This is a genomic window from Microbacterium sp. C23T, assembly GCF_053345975.1.
In genome coordinates this window covers 49,997-65,818 of record NZ_JBKFBD010000031.1, presented here as the reverse complement: position 1 = coordinate 65,818, position 15,822 = coordinate 49,997, and the positions used below count along the sequence as shown (strand labels likewise).

General features: G+C 69.9%; 12 protein-coding genes. 3 read left to right on the top strand and 9 right to left on the bottom strand.

Going from position 1 to position 15,822, the window contains the following annotated elements; genetic code table 11:
- Positions 1-237: 237 nt before the first annotated feature.
- Entirely contained in the window at positions 238-576 is a 339-nt protein-coding gene (locus tag ACLBXX_RS16680) for a hypothetical protein (protein WP_447658954.1), read from the top strand.
- A 165-nt stretch (positions 577-741) separates the two neighbouring features.
- Here the strand turns inward: ACLBXX_RS16680 and ACLBXX_RS16675 are convergent, their stop codons facing one another.
- On the bottom strand, positions 742-3,855 hold the full coding sequence (locus ACLBXX_RS16675) for a S8 family peptidase (protein WP_447658953.1): 3,114 nt from the start codon (positions 3,853-3,855) through the stop codon (positions 742-744).
- Between the two features lie 236 nt (positions 3,856-4,091).
- Here ACLBXX_RS16675 and ACLBXX_RS16670 point away from each other — a divergent pair, with 236 nt between their 5' ends.
- On the top strand, positions 4,092-4,430 hold the full coding sequence (locus ACLBXX_RS16670) for a helix-turn-helix domain-containing protein (RefSeq protein ID WP_387144256.1): 339 nt from the start codon (positions 4,092-4,094) through the stop codon (positions 4,428-4,430).
- Positions 4,431-4,476: 46 nt separating this feature from the next.
- Positions 4,477-5,724, top strand: a complete 1,248-nt coding sequence (gene ligD, locus ACLBXX_RS16665) for a non-homologous end-joining DNA ligase (RefSeq protein ID WP_447658952.1) — start codon at positions 4,477-4,479, stop codon at positions 5,722-5,724.
- On the opposite strand, the gene ACLBXX_RS16660 is transcribed toward ligD, so the two are convergent.
- The 8 genes from ACLBXX_RS16660 to ACLBXX_RS16625 form a co-directional block, all read right to left on the bottom strand.
- Complete coding sequence (locus ACLBXX_RS16660; RefSeq protein WP_447658951.1) at positions 5,673-6,053, bottom strand: hypothetical protein; 381 nt, start codon at positions 6,051-6,053, stop codon at positions 5,673-5,675. The two genes, ligD and ACLBXX_RS16660, sit on opposite strands and share 52 nt — an antisense overlap.
- The gene (locus ACLBXX_RS16655; protein WP_447658950.1) at positions 6,026-6,586 is read right to left on the bottom strand and encodes a hypothetical protein; all 561 of its coding nucleotides are present in this window, start codon (positions 6,584-6,586) and stop codon (positions 6,026-6,028) included. Before ACLBXX_RS16655 ends, ACLBXX_RS16660 begins: the two co-directional genes overlap by 28 nt.
- Positions 6,587-6,619: 33 nt before the next feature.
- The gene (locus ACLBXX_RS16650) at positions 6,620-7,210 is read right to left on the bottom strand and encodes a ClpP family protease (RefSeq protein WP_447658949.1); all 591 of its coding nucleotides are present in this window, start codon (positions 7,208-7,210) and stop codon (positions 6,620-6,622) included.
- On the bottom strand, positions 7,207-7,836 hold the full coding sequence (locus tag ACLBXX_RS16645; protein ID WP_447658948.1) for a ClpP family protease: 630 nt from the start codon (positions 7,834-7,836) through the stop codon (positions 7,207-7,209). Before ACLBXX_RS16645 ends, ACLBXX_RS16650 begins: the two co-directional genes overlap by 4 nt.
- Positions 7,837-7,997: 161 nt before the next feature.
- Entirely contained in the window at positions 7,998-9,386 is a 1,389-nt protein-coding gene (locus tag ACLBXX_RS16640; protein WP_447658947.1) for a glycosyltransferase, read from the bottom strand.
- Between the two features lie 75 nt (positions 9,387-9,461).
- Complete coding sequence (gene guaA / locus ACLBXX_RS16635; RefSeq protein ID WP_387144270.1) at positions 9,462-11,045, bottom strand: glutamine-hydrolyzing GMP synthase; 1,584 nt, start codon at positions 11,043-11,045, stop codon at positions 9,462-9,464.
- On the bottom strand, positions 11,042-11,542 hold the full coding sequence (locus ACLBXX_RS16630; RefSeq protein WP_447658946.1) for a DUF3817 domain-containing protein: 501 nt from the start codon (positions 11,540-11,542) through the stop codon (positions 11,042-11,044). The genes guaA and ACLBXX_RS16630 overlap by 4 nt, the downstream gene beginning before the upstream one ends.
- 126 nt (positions 11,543-11,668) lie before the next feature.
- Positions 11,669-15,820, bottom strand: a complete 4,152-nt coding sequence (locus tag ACLBXX_RS16625) for a metallophosphoesterase (protein ID WP_447658945.1) — start codon at positions 15,818-15,820, stop codon at positions 11,669-11,671.
- Between the last annotated feature and the right edge of the window lie 2 nt (positions 15,821-15,822).

The following is a 15,822-nucleotide window of genomic DNA, read 5'->3' as shown; positions in this document are numbered from 1 at the left end:
CTCCGCCCCCCCCCCCCCCCCCCCCCCCCCCCCCCCCGCCCCCCCCGGCCCCCCGTTCTGCTGTCCCGGGAGGCTGCGCGCGCGGTCCCGCCGGCTGTGCATTCGCCCCGGGTCGGCTCGCAGCGGACCTGGCGTGCCTAAGCTGAAGCCGATTCGAGGTGTGGCATGGCTCGACGACTCACGGCATTCGGCGCGATGGTGCTCGTGCTCTGCCTCACGGCGTGTTCAGGAGAACCCATGACCGAGCCCACGCAACCGCAGCCTTCCTCCAGCCGCACGCCCTTCGAGACGACCACGCGCGGCCCGATCGCGCCGACGGGAGAACCCGTCGCCGTGCCGCCCGCGCGCTGGGACGCGATCGTCGCCGACCTCGCCGAGCGCGGCGTCACCGGTGCACCCGAGCTCGTGTCGGCCCACGCCGTCACGTGGAACAACGGCGCCCTGGGCTGCCCCTCCCCGGGCGTCTCGTACACGCAGGCGATCGTCGACGGCATGCGGGTCATCGTCGAGGTCGACGGCACGACATACGACTACCGGTTCGGCACGACGGACTCGCCCAAACTCTGCACCCGCTGAACGCGGAAACGCTCCCCACGCCCCCTCCCGGCAACGCTGGCGCGTTGGCGGGAGCCTCCGGGCGCGTGGGCCAGCTGCGCGCCTGGGCGGCAGCATCCGTCTCCCGTTTCATGCAACGAGGTGGCGCCCCGCCCTGCGACGGGACGCCACCTCTTGTGTTGCGGCTTACTTGGCCTTGACCAGGAGCGCCTCGCCGGCACCCGCCGCGTTGTCCTGCACGACGACCATCACGCCGAGCGGCTTCTGCGCCGAGAACGCCGCCCCGCTCACGGTGACAGGCACGTCGATCTTGCCGCCCACCGGAACCGATTCGAACTGCCCGTTGCTGAGCGCGGGCGCCCACGGGTCGTAGCTCGCCATGCCGTCGAAAGCGTCCTCGCCGTCGTTGACCGACGAGAAGCTCTGCACGGTGTAGTCGAACCCTGCGGTGATGCCGAGGTCGCTCGCGAAGACCGGGAGCAGGATCGTGCTGCTGTCGGTCGGCGCCGAGGCGTTGAAGCCCGCGGCGAACACGTCGCCGGTCGCGATCTCGTACTCGAAGACCTGCGAGATGCCGTTGGCGTCGCCCGCGGTCACGAGACCGCCGTCGGCCGAGAACACGATCCAATCGGGCTCGCCGTCGCCGTTCGTGTCGATGACCACGTCGAACTCGTTCGCCGCCGCATTCGACCACCGGTTGTGGGTGTTGACCGCGAAGACGAGCAGCTGCTCGCCGTCGATGTCGAACGACTGCACACCCGCGGCACGAAGGTCGTACCCGGTGTCGGTGAACGACTTCGGTGCGTCCTTCTTGTCTTCGAGGCCCCACGTGTAGAAGTCCGCGCCGCCTTCGAAGGCACCCTGGTTGTTCTTCAGCGTGAGCGTGACGTCACCGTCGACGGGCGTGTTCTTCTTCGTCACCTTGAGGTCGCCCGCAGCCGAGACCGCGGTCGTGGCGCGCGGCACGAGCAGGTACGGGACCCGCAGGGTGCTGCCCGCAGACGTGAGCACGACGTCGCCGGAGAACTCGTAGAAGGCGAACCCGCCGCTGCCCGAGCTGCCCACGGCGGTGGCCGGAGCGGTGAGGTTGACCGTGACCTTCTCGGAACGGCCGGGCTTCACCGTGACCTGGGTCGGGCTCGCCGTGACCGTCGCGGCCTCGGACTGTGCGGAAGCCTCGATGCCCACGCTGTAGGTCACCGGCTGGCTGCCGTAGTTCGTCACCGTCACCGTCTTCTTGCCCTGGAAGGTCTTGGCCGTCTCCTGGAAGCCGAAGTTGAGCGCCGTCTCGCGGTACTTTCCGTCGTCGGTCTTGAACGAGTCACCCGTCGCCGTCACCTGCTCGGCCACGGCCTGCGCCGCGTCCACCAGTCCCACGCCGCCGCGGACGAGGTTCTGGCCCGCGACCTTGTCAGGGTCGGCCGTAGAGACGAGCACGGACGAAACCTCTGCCGCCGACCACGTCGGGTGGGCTTCGACCGCGAGCGCCGCGACACCCGCCACATGCGGAGCGGCCATCGACGTTCCCGAGATGGTCGCCGGGCCGTTGCCGGTGCCGACGCCCGTCGACACGATCGAGACGCCCGGCGCCGCGACATCCACGCCGAGGGCGCTGTCACCGCTGCGGGGTCCGCTCGAGCTGAACGACGCGTACCCGCGGAACGCGGGGTTGTCGAGCGGAGCGGGCGCCACCGTGGCCTCGGCGTCGTCGACGAGCTTCGGCCCGTCGGACATCCGCACGCCGAGGAACGGGATGGTGACCGTGTAGTCGTCACCGTTGTCGGGGTTCTCGGTGATCTCTCCCTCGAACGGCGGGTAGTCGTTCGTGGTGTTGATCATCACTGCCGCCGCGGCACCGGCCTGCTGCGCGAAGATCGCCTTCGCGACGCGGGCGCAGACACCACGGGTCGAGACGGCGAGCTGGTTGCCGCCGACCGCGACCCCCGCGTAGTTGTACGCCGCGACCGAGCAGCCGAGCGCCTCGTTCTCCTCCGGCGTCGCGGGGTTGTCGATGAGGCGCACGACCGACATCGCGGGAAGGCCGGTCAGGACCGCACCGTTCGCATTGATGGCCGGCACCTGGACGCCGTCGACGGTGATCAGCGCACCCGGGAAGGTCGCCGTGCTGTCGACGGCCGAGACCGAGACCACACCGTCGCCGTTGCCGGCGAGGTAGGGGCTCGGGCCCTCGTTGCCCGCGGACTTCACGACGACGACACCAGCGCCGATCGCGTTCGAGGCGGCGACCTCGTCGGGGTCGTCACCGCGGCCGAAAGGCGAGCCCAGCGACATGTTGATGACGTCCATGCCGTTGTCGACGGCCCAGTCGATGGCCGGCACGACCACGTCGGTCGAGCCGCCGCAGCCGAACACGCGGAGCGCGTAGAGGTCGGCCTGCGGCGCGACGCCCGGGCCGATCGTCCACTCGGCCGAGGCCGTGGACTCGTCGTACGGACCCTCGTAGGTGTCGCCGTCGGCGGTGACGCCGCTGCCCGCGGCAGTGCCGGCGACGTGGCTGCCGTGGCCGTTGCAGTCGAGCGGGTTGGCGTCGGGCTTCGGGACCGGGTCGTAGTCCTCCGAGGCGGGGTCAGCGTTGTACGCGTCGCCGACGAAGTCCCAGCCACCCTTGATGCGCGGGGCGTTCGGGCCGAACTGCGCCGGGTCGGCCGGCTGCGCCTCGGCCGCGTTCGCTGCGGCATAAGCCTCAGGCGTGCCGACGCCGCCGAAGTTCGCGTGCGTGTAGTCGATGCCGGTGTCGATCACCGCCACCTTGATGTTCTCACCGGTGAATCCGGTGTTCTCCCACACCTGCGGAACCCCGAGGAAGGGCACCGACACGGCGTTGTCGAGCGTGTAGGTCTTCACCGCGTGGACCGCGACGACGTTGGGCAGCGCGGCCACAGCGTCGACCTGGTCGGCGGGGATGTTCATCTGGATGCCGTTGTACGCCGACTGCATCGTCGCCTCGATCCGGCCGTCCTTGGCCTTGATCGTGCCGGTGATGGCGTCCTGGTTCTTCTTGAGGGAGCTCTTGATGGCCTTGCGCTCGGCGGCGCTGAGATCGCTGCCCTTCTTCGCCTGGGCGACGGCGACCGGGTCTCCGGCCATCTCGACGATGACGGTGACGCGCCCGTCGGCGCCGATGCTCAGGGGACGCGCGGTCGTGCCGACCGGTCCTTTGGTGTCGGACTTCTCGAAGCGCGACGACGGGTCGTCGTCTGGCGCGGCGGCCATCGCCGCGGTGGGGGTTGCGATCGCCAGCGCCAGAGCGCCGACCACCGCCAGGGGACGTCGGAACAAGGGGGAGCCTGCCTTCTCGTGTGTATGGGGAAAACAGCGAGGGTTGTGAGGTGGACGTTAGGTGGGATTAACCAAAACGTCAACAGGGAACTCTCAGGCTGAGCAGAGAACGCAGGTTTTCCCGCGCCGACTGCTCTATTCGGCGCCACGGCGCTCCCGCCGCGCGGATGGATCGCCGCTTCTGCTGTGAGCGGAACGGCTCGCGGAGCGCGGCGCCGTCGTCCTATCGTGACGCCATGGCCGAGATCATCCCGCTGCCGACGAAGGCACCGCGTCCGTCCCGCGAGCCCGAGCCGCTCTGGCGCGACGCGCTGGGTGAGCGGCTGCGCACTCTCCGCCATGAACGAGGCGAACGCCTCTCCGACACGGCTGACCGCGCCGGAGTCTCGCCGCAGTACCTGTCCGAGATCGAGCGGGGTCTCAAGGAACCGTCGAGCGAGATGATCGCCGCGGTCGCCGGCGCCCTCGAGGTGACGCTGATCGAACTGACCGCGGGCGTCGTCGACGACCTCCGCTCGCGTGCGACCGAGCGCGCGGTGGTCGGATGCCGCGCCACCTACTCCCTCGCCGCGTGACGTCGCGCCTCTGGTCGATGTCCAGGGCCGTCGCTAGCCTGGCCGAGTGACGCCCGCGAAGTCGGAAGCCGAGATCCTCGAGATCGACGGGCACGAAGTGCGCATCTCGAGCCCGACGAAGGTCGTGTTCCCCGAGCCGGGGATCACCAAGCTCGACGTCGTCCGCTACTACCTCGCGGTCGCCGACGGCGCACTCCGCGGCGCGGGCGGCCGCCCCATGGTGCTCAAGCGCTTCCCGCGGGGCATCGACCAGGAGCCGTTCTTCCAGAAGCGCGTCCCCGAGAACCACCCCGACTTCATCGACACGGCGACTCTGCAGTACGCGCGCGGCACGTCCGCCGAAGAGGCCGTGATCCGGGATGCTGCGGGCCTCGCGTGGGTCGTCAACCTCGGGTGTCTCGACCTGAACCCGCATCCCGTCCGCGCCGAAGACCTCGACCACCCCGACGAGCTGCGCATCGACCTCGACCCGATGCCGGGTGTCGACTGGTCGCAGATCGTCGACGTCGCCTTCGTCGCCCGCGAGGTGCTCGATGACGTCGGACTCGTCGGCTGGCCGAAGACGAGCGGCTCACGCGGCATGCACATCCTCGTCCGCATCGCTCCGCATTGGGACTACAAGCAGGTGCGTCTCGCCGCCGAGACCCTCGCCCGCGAAGTCGAGAACCGCGCGCCCGGACTCGCGACCGCCCGCTGGTGGAAGGAGGAGCGCGGCGAGAGCGTGTTCGTCGACTTCAACCAGAACGCGAAAGACCGCACCGTGGCATCCGCGTACTCGATCCGCCCGCTGCCCGACGCACGCGTCTCCACCCCGCTGGACTGGGACGAGGTGCGCGAGCGGCGCCCGGCCGAGTTCACCGTGCTCACGGTGCCCGCGCGGTACGCCGAGCTCGGAGACCCGCACGCCGGCATCGACGACGCGGTCGGCACGCTCGACGGGCTGCTCCGCCTCGCCGAGGAACTGGGCCCCGCCGAGAAGCCGCCGCGAGGCGGCGACGGCTCGGGGCGGCGTCAATCGACGATGCCGCTCATCGAGATCGCGCGCACCAAGACGAAGCCCGAGGCGGTCCAGGCCCTCGAGACCTGGAAGAGCACGCACGCTGCCGTGGTGGAGCAGCTGCACCCCGCCGACGTGCTCATCGACGGCATGCGCGGCTCGAGTTCACTCTGGTATCGCGTCCGCGTCAACCTCCAGCACGTGCCCGAGGCCGAGCGGCCGCCGCAGGAGGATCTCCTCGCCGACTACGACCCGTGGGCGGGCAAGACATGGCCCGGCCCGCTCCTCGACCGCTGATCACCGGGGAGATAGCGTGTCGGCACGTCGAAGAATCGCGTGTCGCGCTGGTACGCCCGGAAGAACGTCAGGATGAAGCCCATGCGCTCGTCGTAGTCCTCCCAGCTGACGGCGTTGGAGCGGGACGTGTCGGCGTCGCGGGACTGGTCGAACGCCGTGCAGGCGGCGACCAGGTCGGGATTCTCGAGCCGAAGCAGGACGTCGGGGTACACGGCTCCCGTCAGATATGAGGGCGCGACGACATCGCAGGCGACATCGATCTCGCCGTCGGGAGTCTCGATCGCGATGAATCTGGTCGTGATCAGTCCGAACGGACCGCCGAGGGGCATCGCGCGGTCGATGACTCGTCGACGAGCGCCTGCTCGTGCTCGCCGATCCGCAGATTCCCGAGAAGCACCAGCTCGGCGATCTCCTTGTCGGGCAGCGCCTCCGCGGCAGCGGTGCGCCGCAGCGCCGTGGCGCGGTGGAAGCACTCGATGGCGTGCGCGAGCTTGGGCGATCCATCGAAGACCGGGTTCGAGAGGGCTCGTTCCAGTGCGGCATCCGTCGCGGCGCCGTCTCGCTGCACCTCGCGCAGCCAGGCGATGGCGGGCGGCGCGATGTCGGAGATGATGGCGAGGTTTCCGGCGGCGACGTTGCGCGAGGTGCCCAGATCGAAGGGAAGGCCCTCGCCGCGGATCGCCGCACCGGCGGTTCCGCTCGCCCAGGCCCCGAACGCGAACCAGTTCAGGTCGGTCCGGCCGGTGACGTCGGCGAGGTCGAGCGCGATCCGGGCATAGCAGAGGGTGATGAGCCGATTCCGGGCCACGGGGTCTTCGTGCACGAGGATCTCGTCCAGCAGCGATTGCGCTCGCTCGATCATGGCGGCCTCCGTGCCACCGAGACTAGCGCTCCCTCACCCGACCCGGTCGAGCACCTGATCCGATAGGCCGTAGGCGACCGCGTCGGCGGCGGTGAAGACACGGTCGCGGTCGGTGTCGGCGCGCAGCTTCGCAGCATCCTGTCCGGTATGCCTCGCGAGGATCTCCTCCACCTCGCCGCGCACGCGCACGAGCTCGTCGGCCTGGAGGATCAGGTCGGGGATCGCGCCCCTCCCCTGGCCCGCCGGCTGATGCAGCACGATGCGGGCGTGCGGCAGAACCGAGCGCTTCCCCGCCGCGCCGGCGGCGAGCATCACGGCGCCCACGCCGATCGCCTGTCCGACGACGGTCGTGGCGACGTCCGGCCGCACGTGCTGCATCGTGTCGTACACCGCGAGCATCGCGGACGGATCGCCGCCCTCGCAGTTGATGTAGAGCTGGATGTCGCGGTCAGGACTGTCGGCGTCGAGGTGCAGCAGCTGCGCGATGAGCGCGTTCGCGACGCCCGCGTCGATGCCCGTGCCGAGGTACACGACCCGCTCGGCGAGCAGGTGCGAGTACACGTCCATGATGCGATCGCCGCGCGGGTGCTGCGCCACCACGTTGGGGATCGTGTACGAGCTCATGCCGCCACCTCCGCCGGGCCGAGTCCGAGTCCCGCGGGCCGCCGCCGCCGCGGCACCACCTGCGCGAACGAATCGACGATCCCGTCGATGAATCCGTAGTCCCGCGCCTGGGCTGCGGTGTACCAGCGGTCGTGCAGCGAGTCCTCGAAGACGCGATCGACGCTCTGCCCGGTGTCGTCGGCGATGAGGCCGAGCACGGTGTCGCGCATGTGGCGCAGGTCGTCGGCCTGCACCTCGACCTCGACCGCCGACCCGCCGATGCCGGCCGAGCCCTGGTGCATGAGGATGCGCGCGTGCGGCAGCGCGCGCCGCTTGCCCTTCGCCCCCGCCGACAGCAGGAACTGCCCCGCACTGCACGCGAGACCGAGCGCGAGCGTCGCGACGTCGTTGGGGATGAGGTTCATCACGTCGCGGATCGCGAGCATCGAGGGCACCGATCCGCCGGGCGAGTGGATCCAGAGGGCGATATCGGATGCCTCGTCCTCGGCCGCGAGCGCCAGCAGCTGCGTCGCGATCAGGGTGCCGTTGTCGTCGTCGAGCGGGCCGTCGAGCACGAGCACGCGCTGGTGGAACAGCTCGCGTCGCGCCTCGGCCCCGAACTGGGGGATCTTGCCTTCGTCAGCCATGCCCTCAGCCTGCGCGCCCACCGGGGTCGCAGCATCCGTTTCCGCTCCCGGCGGCTCTGCCGACGGCGGATCCCCTCGCCGCGGCCGATCTCGGCGACTCGCCAAGATCGACCCGTCCGGGGCGCAGACTGTGGCGACTCGCCAAAACGTGCGGGGAGAGCTCAGGCGCGGCGCGAGGGCTTGTCGACAGCGGCGCGGAGCGCAGCGACCAGCGCCGGACGCACCGCGTCGGCCGTGAATGCGGCCGCAGCGTCACGCGCACGCGACGCCAGTTCGGCACGGCGGTCGTCGTCGCGCAGAAGCTCGATGATCGCGTCCGCGAAGGCGTCGACGTCACCGGGCGGCACGACGATCCCCGCGTCGGCGATCGCTTCGCGCGGGCCGTACCGGGCGTCGAACGAGACGACCGGCAGTCCGCGGGCGAGCGCCTCTGCGATCGACAGGCCCTGGCCTTCGAACGCCGTCGACGTGACGAACAGCGCGGCTCGGTCGAAGATCGCATCGCGCTGGTCGGTGGCTCCGTGGAGCGTCACGGATGCTGCGACCCCGAGCTCGTCGATCAGCCCCTGCAGCTCGTCCCGGAGGGGGCCGTCGCCGTACACGTCGAGCCGCGCCTCGGGCACCACCTCGGCCACCTGCTGCCAGGCCCGGATCGCGAGGTCGACGCGCTTCTGCGGGGCGAGGCGGTTCAGCATGACGACGCGGTGCGGATCGCGAGACGCCGCGTCCGGCGGTGTGGCGCCGAGCTCGATCGTGTTGGGCACGACGTGGAACGTGCCGGGGTCGCCGAACCGCGCGGCCACCTCGTCCCGCTGCGCGGCCGTCGGCCACAGCACCGCGTCGTAGCGATCGAACGTCGACAGCCACCGCTGCCACAGCCCGACGACCGGAGCTTGCGGATCGTCGTGGGGCTCCGGCAGGTGCGAGTTGTGCACGGTGTGGACGAGACGCACGCGCGGGTCGTCCCAGTCGACGAGCGTCTCGCCGATCTGACGTGATTCGAAGATCACCACGAGCAGCCGATCGGGGTCACCCGCCTCGGCGCGCCGCTCGTCGGCGAGGTGGGTGAGCCATGCGGCGTAGAGGCTGCGGAACCCGCGCAGCACGCGGTCGCCGTCGGGGGCGTGCACGACGAGCGGGGCGTCGGTGAGGTGCCACGTCGGGTTGTCGCGGAACACCGGGAGCGACACGATCGCCGAGCCCGAGGCATCCATGATCACGCGCTGCTCGCCCTCGAACGAGCCGTCCGTGCAGGGCTCGCCGGCGGCGAAGAGCCATGACGGATCCGCGACGATGTCGTCGAAGAGGTTGCGGGCCGAGGTCGTGCTCTCGAGCAGACCCGCATCGACGAACGCCTGCCGCTGCGCGGCGTGGTCGTCGGGGGTCCCGCCGTCGACGCTCAGCAGCAGCGGATCGGGCGCCCCTGCCGACGCGAGCAGGCGCAGTCGCGAGGGCACGGCCACCGCGAACCCGCCGTCGAGTCCCAGCGCCACCCGGCTGCCGACCAGGAAGTAGTCGGCCTCGGGCAGCGAGTCAGCAGTGTCCGTCACTCGTCCATCCTTCCCCACGCGCCCGGAAACGACGGATGCCCCGAACCAGTGTGGTTCGGGGCATCCGTCAAACAATCACTCCCACTCGATGGTCCCCGGGGGCTTCGAGGTCACGTCGAGGACGACGCGGTTGACGTCGCGCACCTCGTTCGTGATGCGGTTCGAGATCTTCGAGAGCACGTCGTAGGGCAGGCGCGTCCAGTCGGCGGTCATCGCGTCTTCGCTCGAGACGGGACGCAGCACGATGGGGTGGCCGTAGGTGCGGCCGTCGCCCTGCACACCCACCGAGCGCACGTCGGCGAGCAGCACGACCGGGCACTGCCAGATCTCGCCGTCGAGGCCGGCCTTCGTCAGCTCTTCGCGGGCGATGGCGTCGGCATCGCGCAGAATCTCGAGACGGTCAGCGGTGACCTCACCCACGATCCGGATGCCGAGGCCGGGGCCCGGAAACGGCTGGCGGCCGACGATGACCTCCGGGAGTCCGAGCTCACGGCCGATCGCGCGCACCTCGTCCTTGAACAGGGTGCGCAGCGGCTCGACGAGCTCGAACTGCAGGTCCTCGGGAAGGCCGCCCACGTTGTGGTGCGACTTGATGTTCGCGGTGCCGGTGCCGCCGCCGGACTCGACGACGTCGGGGTAGAGCGTGCCCTGGACGAGGAAGCGGATGGGCTCGCCGTCGGCAGCGGCCTCGGCGACGAGGGCCTTCTCGGCCGCCTCGAAGGTGCGGATGAACTCGCGCCCGATGATCTTGCGCTTCTGCTCGGGGTCGCTGACGCCGGCGAGCGCGTTCAGGAACTGCTCGCGGGCGTCGACGGTGACCAGGCGGACGCCGGTGGAGGCGACGTAGTCCTGCTCGACCTGCTCGCGCTCGTCCTTACGGAGGAGTCCGTGGTCGACGAAGATGCAGACGAGCTGGTCGCCGACGGCCTTGTGCACGATCGCTGCGGCCACGGCGGAGTCGACGCCGCCCGACAGCCCGCAGATGACACGGCCGGAGCCGACCTGCGCCTGGATCTTCGCGACCTGCTCGGCGATGACGTTGCCGCTGTTCCAGTCGGCGGGAAGGCCCGCCGCCTTGTGCAGGAAGTTCTCGATGACGTTCTGCCCGTGGTCGGAGTGCTTGACCTCGGGGTGCCACTGCACGCCGTAGAAGCGACGCTCGTCGCTGCCGAAGGCGGCCACCGGGGTCGCGCCGGTCGAGGCGAGCACGTCGAAGCCTTCGGGGGCGCGCGAGACCTGGTCGCCGTGGCTCATCCACACGTTCTGCTCGGCCGGCTGACCGCCGAGCAGCACACCGCCGTCGCCCGTGACCGCAGCATCCGTCGCTCCGTACTCACGGAGTCCGGTGTTGGCCACCTCGCCGCCGAGCGCCTGCGCCATGACCTGGAAGCCGTAGCAGATGCCGAGCGTCGGCACGCCGAGATCGAAGACGCCGGTGTCGAGTGCCGGCGCACCCTCTTCGTAGACCGACGACGGGCCGCCCGAGAGGATGATGCCGACCGGGTTCTTCGCCGCGATGTCAGCGGCCGTCGCCGTGTGCGGCACGATCTCGCTGTACACGCCGGCCTCGCGGACGCGGCGCGCGATCAGCTGCGCATACTGGGCGCCGAAGTCGACGACGAGGACGGGACGCTGGGAAGTCTCGGTCTGTGCGGTCAACGCTTGTTCTCCGTCGGGATCGAGTGGGTGAGGGTCGAGTGCGCGGCCTGGGAGTGCAGCTCCGCTGCCTCACGCTCGGCCAGGTAGGTCTTGACGTCGCGGCCGACGCGCGCCTCCATGAAGAACGACAGCAGGGGCACGATACCGCCGGCGGCGAGCATGCCCAGGCGCAGGAGGTTCCAGCGCATGAGGCTCCACACGCGGAAGCACGAGATCAGGTAGACGACGTAGAACCAGCCGTGGGCGACGAGGATGCCGAGCGACAGGTTGAACCCGTCACCGGTCGACTCGAGGCCCGAGGCCGTCTCGACGACGGGGGCGAACCACAGGAACCCGCCGGAACCACCGAGGAACAGCTCGTAGCCGACGACGTACTTGATGATCATCTCGGCGACGAGCAGCAGCAGCATCGTGCCCGTGATGATCGAGCACACCTGGTAGAGCTTCAGGGCTCCGCGGATCGCCGGAAAGGAAGCGAGCTTCGGGGCGCGGGGCATGACCCCCAGTCTACCCGCGGGGTTCCGGGGCGTTTCCCGCAGGCGTGCGACGCGGAACCGCCCTCCCCCGGCTCGGCAGAGGGCGGTCCCGGATGCTGCGGCCCGGGGCCGCAGCATCCGTCATCGTCACTCGGGCAAGGTCACCTGGATCAGCCCGACCGGATAGCGGTCACGCGCCGAGACGTACAGCGCGTGCGTCGTCGGATCGATCGAGACGCCGTACACCTTGTTGCCGTAGCGGTTCTCCTCCAGGCGCTCGACCAGCGCGAGGTCGCCGGTGTAGACCGACACCCCCGAGTTGTCGAAGATGATCCCCTGATGACCGACCACGACAGTGTCGGCGGCGGGGTCGACGGCGATGGAGCGGAAGTCCGCGTTCGCGTAGGCGAGGCGGTCGACGAGGGTGTAGTCCGATCCGCGGTACACGCGGATGCCCTCGGTCGAGCCGGCCGCGTCGCTGTTGCTGACGTAGATCAGATCGTTCGCGGCGTCGTATGCGATGCCGTGCGAGCGCCAGGCTCCGCCGTCGGCGGGGCCTTCGACGAGCGTGATGAGCTCGCCCGTCGAGGCTTTGCGCACCTCGAAGCCCGACTGACGCAGCGCGCCGAACACGCGGTCCCCGGCGGGGTCGATGTCCATGCCGCGCACGCCACCCGGACCGAACGACAGCGGTCCCGAGACCTTGGCGCCGGTCTCGGCATCCATCACCACCCAGCTGTCGCCGAACCCGACGGTCAGGTTGCCGCTGGCCGAGTCGAACGCGATGTCGCGCAGCCCGTCCTGGGCCGGGTCGAGCGTGGGCGCCGACAGCACCCGGACGACCGTGTCGGTCTTCGGGTCGACGACATGCACCCGCGCGGGGCGCATCTCGTTCGCCACGTAGACCAGGCCGGTGGCCGGGTCGACCGCTGAGCCGACGGGCTTGATATCGGGGTCGAGCTCGGTCGCGCCCGCGGGGAAGACCGTCAGCGCCGTCGCGGTGAACGGCTCCACGCCGGGATCCGTCGGGTCCGTGGGATCGGTCGGGTCCGTCGGATCGGTCGGGTCCGTCGGATCGGTCGGGTCCGCCACGCGGATGCTGACCGTGACGGCCTTCGGGGCGAGCTCCTCGCCGGGCGGGTTGAGGCGGAAGTCGCGGTTCGCGACGAAGACGCGCTGACGCTCCTCGTCCACGACGATGCCGTAGCCGTCCTTGCCGAACTGCGGGCCGACCTGGTCGACGAGCTGCTCGCCGGTCTCGAGCGCGTGCACCGAGAAGCCGCCGCGATCGGCCGACGTGCCGGTGTAGCCGATGTAGAGCAGGCCATTCGTGCTGTCGATGTCGAGCTGACGGGCGTTCGGACGCACCGCTTTCTCCCACTTCTTCACGAACCCGTTCTTCGCGTCGAACGCCTGGATGCCGGCGTTGCCCTCGACATCCGTGAACGACGTCGTCACCATCCAGCCCGTCTCCGGGTCGGCAGCGACGTAATACGCGTCGGCGGTGCCGTTGATGACACCGAGCGACTCGCCCGTCGAGGCACGGAAAACCTCGACGCCGCGCGCCGGCACGGCCACGTAGACGCAGTCGTTGACCGGGTCGACGTCGATCGAGCGGTTGGACTCGATCACCGGGTACGAACCGCGCACCACCTCGCCGAACGTGGCGTCGGCCGTGGAGACGACCACCCAGTTGCGGTTCTGCTGACCCACGTAGAGCAGCTGACGCTCTTCGTCGATGCCCAGATCGCGGATGTTCTCGGGCAGCGTCATCTCACGCAGCACTTCATCCGTGTCGGGGTCGATCTCGAAGACCTTCCGGCTGTTCTGGTCACCGAGGTACAGCAGGTCTCGGCTCTGGTCGTAGGCCACGCCCGCCGGGAGGGCGGCCGTGTGGGCGCCGCCGACGGCGTTGGGCATCACCGACTCGAGGTGACCGAGCTGCTCGTAGACGAACGACTCGGCCGGGTCGGTCGGGTCCTCGGTGTCGATGCGCGTGCTCTCGGTGACGGCGAACGGCTCGAGCTCCTCCCCCGGAGGGTTGAGACGGAAGTCGCGGTTCGCGACGTACACGCGCTCCTGCTCCTCGTCGACCGCGATGCCGTAGCCGTCCTTGCCGAACTGCGGGCCGACCTTGTCGACCAGCAGCGCCCCGGTCGCCAGCGAGTGCACCGAGAAGCCGCCGCGATCGGCCGACGTGCCGGTGTAGCCGATGTAGAGCAGGCCATTCGTGCTGTCGATGTCGAGCTGACGGGCGTTCGGGCGGACGGCCTTCTCCCACTTCTTGGCGAACCCGTTCTTCGCGTCGAACGCCTGGATGCCGGGGTTGCCCTCGACATCCGTGAACGACGTCGTCACGATCCAGCCCGTCTCCGGGTCGGCGGCCACGTAGTAGGCATCCGCCGTGCCGTTGATGACACCGAGCGACTCGCCCGTCGAGGCACGGAAAACCTCGACGCCGCGCGCCGGCACGGCCACGTAGACGTAGTCGTTGACCGGGTCGACGTCGATCGAGCGGTTGGACTCGATCACCGGGTACGAACCGCGCACCACCTCGCCGAACGTGGCGTCGGCGATCGACACCACGACCCAGTTGCGGTTCTGCTGGCCGACGTAGAGCAGTTCGTTCTCTTCGTCGACGCCGAGGTCGCGGATGTTCTCGGGCAGCGTCATCTCACGCAGCACTTCATCCGTGTCGGGGTCGATCTCGAAGACCTTCCGGCTGTTCTGGTCGCCCAGGTACAGCACATCCCTCGCCTCGTGGTATGCCACACCCGCCGGCAGGGCCGCGGTGTGCGCGCCGCCGAAGCTGTTCGGCATCACGGCGTCGAGCTGGGCGGTCTGCTCGTAGTCGAAGTCTCCCGCCGGATCGGTCGGGTCTGTCGGGTCGGTGGGGTCGGGACCGCCGGGCTCGCAGCCGAGGCACGGCGACGGTGTGCCCGGGTCGATCACCTGCGGCTCGACACCGTCGACGACGAGCTTCTGGCCGTCCTTCTTGGTGATCGTGAAGCCGTCCAGGAACGAGCCGTCGGCCGTCCGCGACTCGAAGCGCAGCGTGCCGGAGGCGACGTCGACGACCTGGTAGGTCTGCATCCCGGTCACGAGGCGGCGCAGGTGCGCGTCGTTCTCGTTCCAGTGCCGGGGACCCGCCTCGTAGAACTTCGACCCGACGCTCGAGGTGACGTACACCGTGCCGGTGTGGCTCAGCTCGGGATCTGCGCCGGCCGGCAGGTCGGCCTCGCTCGCGAGGGTGTTGCCGCGACCGTAGGCGTGGTCATGCCCGGTGAGGACGAGGTCGACGCCGTGCTCCTCGAAGATCGGCCCCCACGTCTGGCGGATGCCGAGGTTGTTGCGACCCTCGTCGAGCGAATACACGGGGTGATGGAAGAACACCACCGTCCACTCGGACGGATTGTCGTCGAGCACGCCCTCGAGCCACTCCGCCTGGACTGTCAGCCCCTCGGTGTCGACGATGTTGCTGTTGAGCGAGATGAAGCGCACGCCCTCGTGGTCGGTGTAGTAGACGGTGCCGTCGAGCTCGTCGTACACCCCGCCCTCACCCTCGGGCCCGTTGTCGGGGAACGTGAACTGGCTCTGCCACTGCTCCGAGAGGCCGCCTTCGTACTCGTGGTTGCCGGGCGTCGTGAGCATGTTCTGCGTGCCCAGCGTGTACGAGAACGCGTCGTAGAGCTCGCCCCACTGCGCGTCGGACTCGGCGTCGTCCACCAGGTCGCCGATCTGCAGCACGAGGTCGGCGTTGGGGCGGTCGCGGAACGCGTTGCGGATCACGCGCGAGGCGTCGCTCGAGATGCCGTTCTGGATGTCGCCGAGGTACACGAACGAGAACTTGTCCGCGGTGGCGGACGCCGTCTCGAAGTCCTGCCACTCGCTGAAGTTCGTGCCGTCGCCGACGCGGTACATGTACGCGACGCCGGGGAGCAGCCCCGACAGTGTCGCGGTGTGCACCGCCTGCGTGTAGCCGAGATCGGTCGTCTGCTCGGTGCGCTCCTGTGCGACGAGTTGCTGTACACCGCCCGGGTACGGAGCCGGGGTGAGCGTGCGGAACTCGATGATGCCGTCCGTGACGTCGGTGGACGTGCGCCACGCGACGACCTGCTGCGTGGTCGGGTCCTCACCGGGGGTGAGCGTGATGCGGTCGGGCACGCGCGAGGCGGCGTACCGCTCCGCGGCGGGGACGGATGCCGCGTGCGCAGGCGCTGCGACGAGCACGCCGGCCGCGATCACGCCGAGGGCGAGACCGCCGGCGAGCAGACGCCGGGGTGTGCGATGACGAGCCATGG